The sequence below is a fragment of the Bacteroides sp. Phil13 genome, assembly GCF_001940965.1.
In the GTDB taxonomy this organism is placed as follows: domain Bacteria; phylum Bacteroidota; class Bacteroidia; order Bacteroidales; family Bacteroidaceae; genus Bacteroides; species Bacteroides intestinalis.
Genome location: NZ_MSHA01000086.1, coordinates 61,025 through 67,753 on the forward strand (window position 1 = coordinate 61,025; position 6,729 = coordinate 67,753).

The window sequence follows — 6,729 nt, forward strand, 5'->3', positions numbered from 1 at the left end:
TCTATTTCGGATTATCAGTTTGGGTAGCCAAATAATTCGTCAACGGATTGGCATACATCAGCAATATCTTTTCACGCAAGAACGGCATATCCTTATTGGGCAGTTCGATGCGGGCAAGTTGTTGGTCGATGTAGTCCATGAAGTGCTTCTTCTCTTCGGCTGTGTACTGACCAGCGAAGGTGCCAGTACCCGATAAAGAATCATGGGCTATGTAATTACCGGGATACAAACGATAATTCGTATGAATATTCCGGTCTATGAGTGCAGCAATTTCTGAGAATAACTCCGGTTTGGGAAGAGAACGATCTAATTTAGCCAGTTCTCCATTGATGCAGGGAGCCACCTGGAAGTGTACATGTCCCTTTGCACCGAACAGTCCGGTTTGCATATTCTTTAAGTCATCAGCTTGCGTCTTTTTGTAATCCGGTATATCCCGTTTCAACTGAAATTCCTGTGCTTTCAGGTAATCACAGGGATCGTATTCATATGAAATGGCCAATGGGACAATATTCATTTCAGTCAGACGATCAATAATATCGCCTTCTCCGCCCATGGCAAGCATTTTGAGCACACTTTCCTGGGTGCGGTCATTGGAGTCTTTGGCGCGTCCTTCACGCTGGGCAATCCAGATGGATTGATTCTTATCCTTAATGGTGTGATGCATATAGCGTGACATACGTCCAGAGGATTCCAACATCTGGCGCATGGTCAGGGTGCGTTGTACAATGAAGGATTTGTTGACACGTACGAACTTCTTAATCCAAGGATAGATCAGTAGATTATCACCGATGGCGATTTCTACTGTGTCCATGCCTTTGTCTATCAATTCTACTGACAGGAAACCAGAATCAAGAATGATGTCGCGATGGTTAGAGATGTAAGTGTAAGCAGATTCATGCTCCGGCTGTGCTGTATGGTCTAAAGTCACTCCCTGAGTCGTATCTCGGGAAAACTTTCTCAGAATAACGTAACAGAATGCTTTCTGAAACTCTAATTTTGTCTTGCAAGCACGCATTTTCTGCGCAAGCGCCTCAAAAGGAACTTCTGGAAAGACAGCAGACGCCACCTGCTGGAAAGCCGGATCGGCAATCAATTCCTCGTAAATCTGAGGGAGTTCCTCGTCATGATAAGGGCGGATTTCATCAAATTCCATATTCATAATGATTAACGTTTAGTTGGTTGTGAATAGTGAAGCTGCTGAGTGCCAATCACTGATCATTAACCCTTAGTCACTAAAACTGGTTCTCAATTATATCAGTCATTACATCTTTAATGTCTAAACCTGCAGCACGTACCTGTTGGGGTATAAAACTGGTGGCCGTCATTCCGGGTGTAGTGTTCACTTCCAGCAGGTTGATTTTATCTCCGGCAGTGATAATATAATCTACGCGGATGATGCCGGAAGCTCCCAGGATATCATAGATGGCTGAAGTCAAAGTCTGTATCCGGTGAGTCAGATCGTCGGAGATACGGGCGGGAGTAATTTCAGAAACCTGTCCGTTATACTTGGCGTCGTAGTCGAAGAATTCATTCTCTGTTACTACTTCCGTAATAGGGAATACTACTGAATTCTTTTTTGTCTTATAGCAACCGCAGGTTACTTCCGTACCTTCCATAAAGGCTTCCACCAGGACTTCCTGTGCTTCACCAAATGCCTTAACAATGGCAGGCTGTATTTGTTCTTTGGTCTTCACCTTGGTTACGCCAAAGCTGGAACCACCCAGGCTGGGCTTGATGAAACAAGGCAAACCAATCTTCTCTATTACATCTTCATCGGAAATAGACTGTCCCTGACGGAGTACTAAAGACTCTGCAATGCGCACACCGAATACTTTTAGATATTGGTTGCACGCAAACTTATCGTAAGTAAGTGCGGCTGCCAATACACCACAACAGGAATAAGGGATATGAAGAAGGTCGAAATAACCTTGCAAACGTCCGTCTTCACCCGGAGTTCCATGAATGGTGATATAGGCAAAGTCAAATGTCACCTTCTTGCCATCTACCTGAAAACTGAAATCGTTCCGGTCGATGGGAGCTTTGTTGCCGTCAGGAAGTTGCACGTGCCAGTCGAGTCCGTGCATTTCGACGATATATAATGTATACTTCTCCTTATCAATAAAGGAATAGATTCCTTGCGCACTGCGCAGGGAAACCTGGAATTCGGAGGTATCACCTCCGCAAACGATAGCAATCGTGCGTTTCATTCTAAATCTCTGTTACTGATATAGCCTCTCCATTTGTCTATTAGCTGGGTCATGTCGTCGGGCATTTCAGAAGTGAAGTACATTTCCTCACCAGTGGCAGGATGTACAAAGCCCAGCGTCATTGCGTGTAATGCCTGCCGTGGACAAGTATCGAAGCAATTGTTTACAAACTGTTTGTATTTACTAAAATGAGTACCTTTCAGAATTTCGTGTCCGCCATAGCGCTCATCATTAAAGAGTACGTGGCCGATGTGCTTCATGTGTACACGTATCTGATGGGTACGTCCCGTTTCAAGAATACACTCCACAAGGGTGACGTAACCCAGACGTTCCAATACCCGGTAATGGGTAACAGCATGTTTACCCTGGTCGTCGGGCAACACGGTCATCTGCATACGGTCTTTGGGATTCCGGCCGATGTTACCTATAATGGTTCCTTCGTCCTGTTCAACGATTCCCCATACCAATGCACGATAACGTCGTTTGGTGGTTTTGTTGAAGAACTGTATGCCGAGATTGGTTTTGGCGTCCGGTGTCTTTGCTATAACGAGCAAACCGGAAGTATCTTTGTCGATGCGGTGCACCAGACCGACATGCGGGTCGTTGGCATCGTAATCGGGGGTATCTTTCATGTGCCAGGCTATGGCGTTCACCAAAGTACCGTGGTAGTTACCGTGTCCCGGATGCACAACAAGTCCGGCAGGTTTATTCACTATCATGAGGTATTTGTCCTCATAAACAATATTGAGTGGAATGTCTTCGGGAATGACTTCGTTTTCGTAGCGTGGACGGTCCATCATAATGGTAATGACGTCCATAGGCTTCACCTTGTAGCTGCTTTTGACAGGCTTATTATTAGCCATAACAAAACCGGCTTCTGCTGATTTCTGAATGCGGTTGCGTGAAGCATTTGTCAGACGATCGAAAAGGTACTTATCTACGCGCATCATTTCCTGTCCCCTGTCCACTACCACACGGAAGTGTTCATAGAGTTGGGCCTCATCACCGACAGGCTCTACGTCGTCCAGGTCATCATCAATCGCTATGTCATCCGGCAATTCTTCTATCATTCCTCGTTTTTTCTATGTGTTATTATGATTGAAAGTTGCTTATTCTCCAAATATAATGTTTAGAACCAAGAGTCGTCAGTAGCAGAATCACCGGAAGAAACAGAACCTGTGGTTTCCGTATTTGTAGAATCAGACTCTTGAGCTAAGGCTCCGCCATCCCCTACTATTAGGGTAAGTGTGGAACCTACGGGAACTTTTTCACCGTTGGTCAGTGTGCGTCCTTTGTACTTTACGCCGTACACCCAATCTTTCTCACCGGCTATGTATTCGTTTTCGGCCAGCTTGAAACCGGTCGCTAATAAACGTGCCTGTGCCTGACGCATGGAACTATTATCTGCTACGTCGGGAACAATTTGTAAAGGTACATTCAGTGTGTTTATTGTCAGATAGATGGTGCGTCCTTCTTTTACTTTCTGTCCGGCAGCAGGATTATGTTCAAGGATGCATCCGGCGGGTAAGTTCTTTACGTAACTGGAGTCGGAAACAATACAGGTCAGTCCTTGGTTGCGGAACATTTTTTCGGCTTCAGTCACTCCCATGCCTTTTACATTGGGCACTACTACCGCTTCACCGTGACGGGTATATATATCCAGTCCCTTCAAAACTCCAAACAGTACAAGGGCAACCACAACGATCATTGCAATCAGGTTTACCCAGAAAAATTTATTCTGTCGGAAAGAAAAAAACTCTTTTATTGTCATAATCCTTAGCGTTATTTGGGGCAAAGATAATGCAAACCGAAAGCAGTACAAAATAAGCTTGCTTATTTTTAATGCTGAGGTGCAGCTTATCTTCGCTTTAGGCAAAGATAATGTAAACTGAAAGCAGTACAAAATAAGCTTGCCTATTTTTAATGCTGCGGTGCAGCTTATCTTTGCTTTTTGAGCAAAAATACAAATTTCGCCTTAGAGTGTAAGACAAACTAAGGCGAAACTTATATAATAGTTCAATGTCCGTTGTCCGGATCACTTTTTAAAGTGACTCAAGTAGTCTTTTCAATACTACTGTAGCCGATATTTCACGGTTGGCGGCTTCGGGGATTACAATGGATTGAGGGCTTTCGATGACATCATCCGTTACAATCATATTACGGCGTACAGGCAGACAGTGCATAAAGTAGGCGTTGTTGGTTACAGCCATTTGGCGGTCGCTTACTGTCCATTCACGGTCCTTACTTAGAATTTGTCCGTAATTATCGCCTGCATAGGCAGCCCAGTTCTTGGCATAGATGAAGTCTGCACCTTCGAATGCTTTCATCTGGTCGTATTCTACACGGGCATGTCCTACAAATTGCGGGTCAAGTTCGTAGCCTTCGGGATGAGTGATGACGAAATCATAATCTGTAGCATTCATCCACTCTGCAAATGAGTTGGGCACGGCTTGTGGCAATGGACGCGGATGTGGTGCCCAGGTCATTACTACTTTAGGACGTGGTGTTTTCTTGTATTCTTCAATAGTGATGAGGTCGGCAAAACTTTGCAACGGATGGCGTGTAGCTGCTTCCATTGAAAATACAGGACGTCCGGAATATTTGATGAATTGGTTTATGATGATTTCGTTGTAATCATCTTCTTTATTCTCAAATCGTGCGAAGGAGCGTACACCGATGATGTCGCAATAGCAGCCCATTACGGGGATAGCTTCCAACAGGTGCTCCGGTTTGTCACCGTCCATAATGACTCCGCGTTCCGTTTCCAGTTTCCATGCTCCCTGGTTGATGTCCAGTACGATTACATTCATACCCAGGTTTATTGCAGCTTTCTGCGTACTGAGGCGGGTACGCAGGCTTGAGTTGAAGAATATCATCATCAACGTCTTGTTTCGTCCTAACTCTACGTATTTGAAACGGTCTTTCTTAATTTCAAATGCTTCATCCAGTGCAGTTTTCAGATTCCCGATGTCCTGCACACAAGTAAACTTCTTCATCTTATATATTTATGATTTATAATTTATGATTTATGGTGGGGCTTTGGCTGATCACTTATCACTCCCTTATCTGTCCTTCGCCTTCGATAATCCATTTATATGTGGTGAGCTCTTCCAGCGCCATCGGACCGCGGGCGTGAAGTTTCTGTGTACTGATGCCGATTTCGGCACCCAACCCGAACTGCGCTCCGTCCGTGAAGGACGTTGGTACGTTGACATACACACAGGCGGCATCCACATCACGGCAGAACTGTTCGGCATGAGCTTTATCATTCGTTACGATGCATTCGCTATGCTTGGAGCCGTATTTTTGGATATGTGCTATGGCTTCGCGGATAGACTGGACGGTTTTGACAGACATTTTGTAATCCAGAAATTCCGTTCCAAAATCTTCTTCCGTAGCTTCTTTCAGTAAATCGGTGGGATAGCTGCCTTTCAGGACATCGTATGCATGCGTATCTGCGTAGATTATCACATGGCTATCTGGCAACGGAGCGCAAAGTACCGGCAGGTCACTGAGGCGCTCTTCATCAATCAGCAGGCAATCTAAAGCGTTGCATACACTGACGCGACGGGTTTTGGCATTGTTGATAATGGCGGCACCTTTCTCCACATCACCATAGCGGTCGAAGAATGTATGGCAGATACCTGCACCTGTTTCAATAACCGGTATGGTAGCATTCTGACGCACAAAGTTGATGAGGCTACTGCTGCCACGGGGAATAAGCAAATCCACATACCCCCTTGCATTTAGCAGTTCGGCTGTTGCTTCTCTGTCGGCAGGCAATAACTCTACGATATGAGGGTTGACTTGGAAACGTTCCAAAACTTCGTGTATTACGCTAATAATAGCCCTGTTGGAGTAGTCAGCATCGCTGCCGCCTTTCAATATACAGGCATTGCCGCTTTTCAGACAAAGTGCGAATACGTCGAAACTAACGTTCGGACGAGCCTCGTATATGATGCCGATAACACCGAATGGAACACTTATTTTTTTAAGTCTCATTCCTTTTGGGTGTATATTTTCTTTCAGTATATGCCCTACGGGAGAGGGGAGGGTAGCTACGTTGCGTGTATCCGCTGCGATGCCTTGAAGGCGTTCGGCGGTTAATTTCAGTCGGTCGTACTTCGGATCTTTAGGATCCATTCTTTCCAGATCTTTCTTGTTCTCTGCAAGAATAAAGTCTGACTTTGCCAAGGCGGCATCCGCTACAGCCAGCAGTATCTGATTGATTTCCCGGTCGCTTAACGACAGCAATTTCCGACTGGCTTCCTGCACGGTGGCAAATACTCTGTTTAAGTCCATCTTCTTTGTACTTTTTGTAGTTGATTATTCTGCAAATGTAGTAATTATATTGGGAATGCCTGCTTTATCTCTTTGAAAAAGAATGTGTAGAGAAAGGAGGGGATGGCAGGGATCTATATACCATTAGAGGTTAAGCCGCCGCATCGCCACTTTTATCTCTTTTCGCTACGATGGTTAAGGAAAATTGTAGTAGGTGCTTATTCTTTCCACCATGGAGAAA

Annotated in this window: 6 protein-coding genes; all 6 read right to left on the reverse strand. The window is 45.0% G+C overall.

The window, feature by feature from the left end; all coding sequences use genetic code 11:
* Nucleotide 1 precedes the first annotated feature (1 nt).
* Nucleotides 2-1,159 (reverse strand): hypothetical protein, encoded by a 1,158-nt coding sequence (locus BWI44_RS17150; protein WP_044532887.1) that lies wholly within the window; start codon nt 1,157-1,159, stop codon nt 2-4.
* 73 nt (nt 1,160-1,232) lie between these two features.
* Complete coding sequence (locus tag BWI44_RS17155; RefSeq protein WP_007660537.1) at nt 1,233-2,207, reverse strand: D-alanine--D-alanine ligase; 975 nt, start codon at nt 2,205-2,207, stop codon at nt 1,233-1,235.
* Nucleotides 2,204-3,277, reverse strand: a complete 1,074-nt coding sequence (locus BWI44_RS17160; protein WP_195208765.1) for an RluA family pseudouridine synthase — start codon at nt 3,275-3,277, stop codon at nt 2,204-2,206. Before BWI44_RS17160 ends, BWI44_RS17155 begins: the two co-directional genes overlap by 4 nt.
* Nucleotides 3,278-3,336: 59 nt before the next feature.
* Complete coding sequence (locus BWI44_RS17165; protein WP_007660535.1) at nt 3,337-3,978, reverse strand: PASTA domain-containing protein; 642 nt, start codon at nt 3,976-3,978, stop codon at nt 3,337-3,339.
* A 271-nt stretch (nt 3,979-4,249) separates the two neighbouring features.
* Nucleotides 4,250-5,203, reverse strand: a complete 954-nt coding sequence (locus BWI44_RS17170) for a Rossmann-fold NAD(P)-binding domain-containing protein (RefSeq protein ID WP_195208766.1) — start codon at nt 5,201-5,203, stop codon at nt 4,250-4,252.
* A gap of 58 nt (nt 5,204-5,261) precedes the next feature.
* A complete protein-coding gene (locus BWI44_RS17175; protein WP_195208767.1) occupies nt 5,262-6,509 on the reverse strand; it encodes a glutamate-5-semialdehyde dehydrogenase in 1,248 nt (415 codons plus the stop codon).
* Nucleotides 6,510-6,729 lie beyond the last annotated feature (220 nt).

Coding starts and splice junctions, on each gene's coding strand:
- BWI44_RS17150 (WP_044532887.1), bottom strand. CDS start 1,159: ATGAATATGGAATTTGATGAAATCCGCCCTTATCATGACGAGGAACTC.
- BWI44_RS17155 (WP_007660537.1), bottom strand. CDS start 2,207: ATGAAACGCACGATTGCTATCGTTTGCGGAGGTGATACCTCCGAATTC.
- BWI44_RS17160 (WP_195208765.1), bottom strand. CDS start 3,277: ATGATAGAAGAATTGCCGGATGACATAGCGATTGATGATGACCTGGAC.
- BWI44_RS17165 (WP_007660535.1), bottom strand. CDS start 3,978: ATGACAATAAAAGAGTTTTTTTCTTTCCGACAGAATAAATTTTTCTGG.
- BWI44_RS17170 (WP_195208766.1), bottom strand. CDS start 5,203: ATGAAGAAGTTTACTTGTGTGCAGGACATCGGGAATCTGAAAACTGCA.
- BWI44_RS17175 (WP_195208767.1), bottom strand. CDS start 6,509: ATGGACTTAAACAGAGTATTTGCCACCGTGCAGGAAGCCAGTCGGAAA.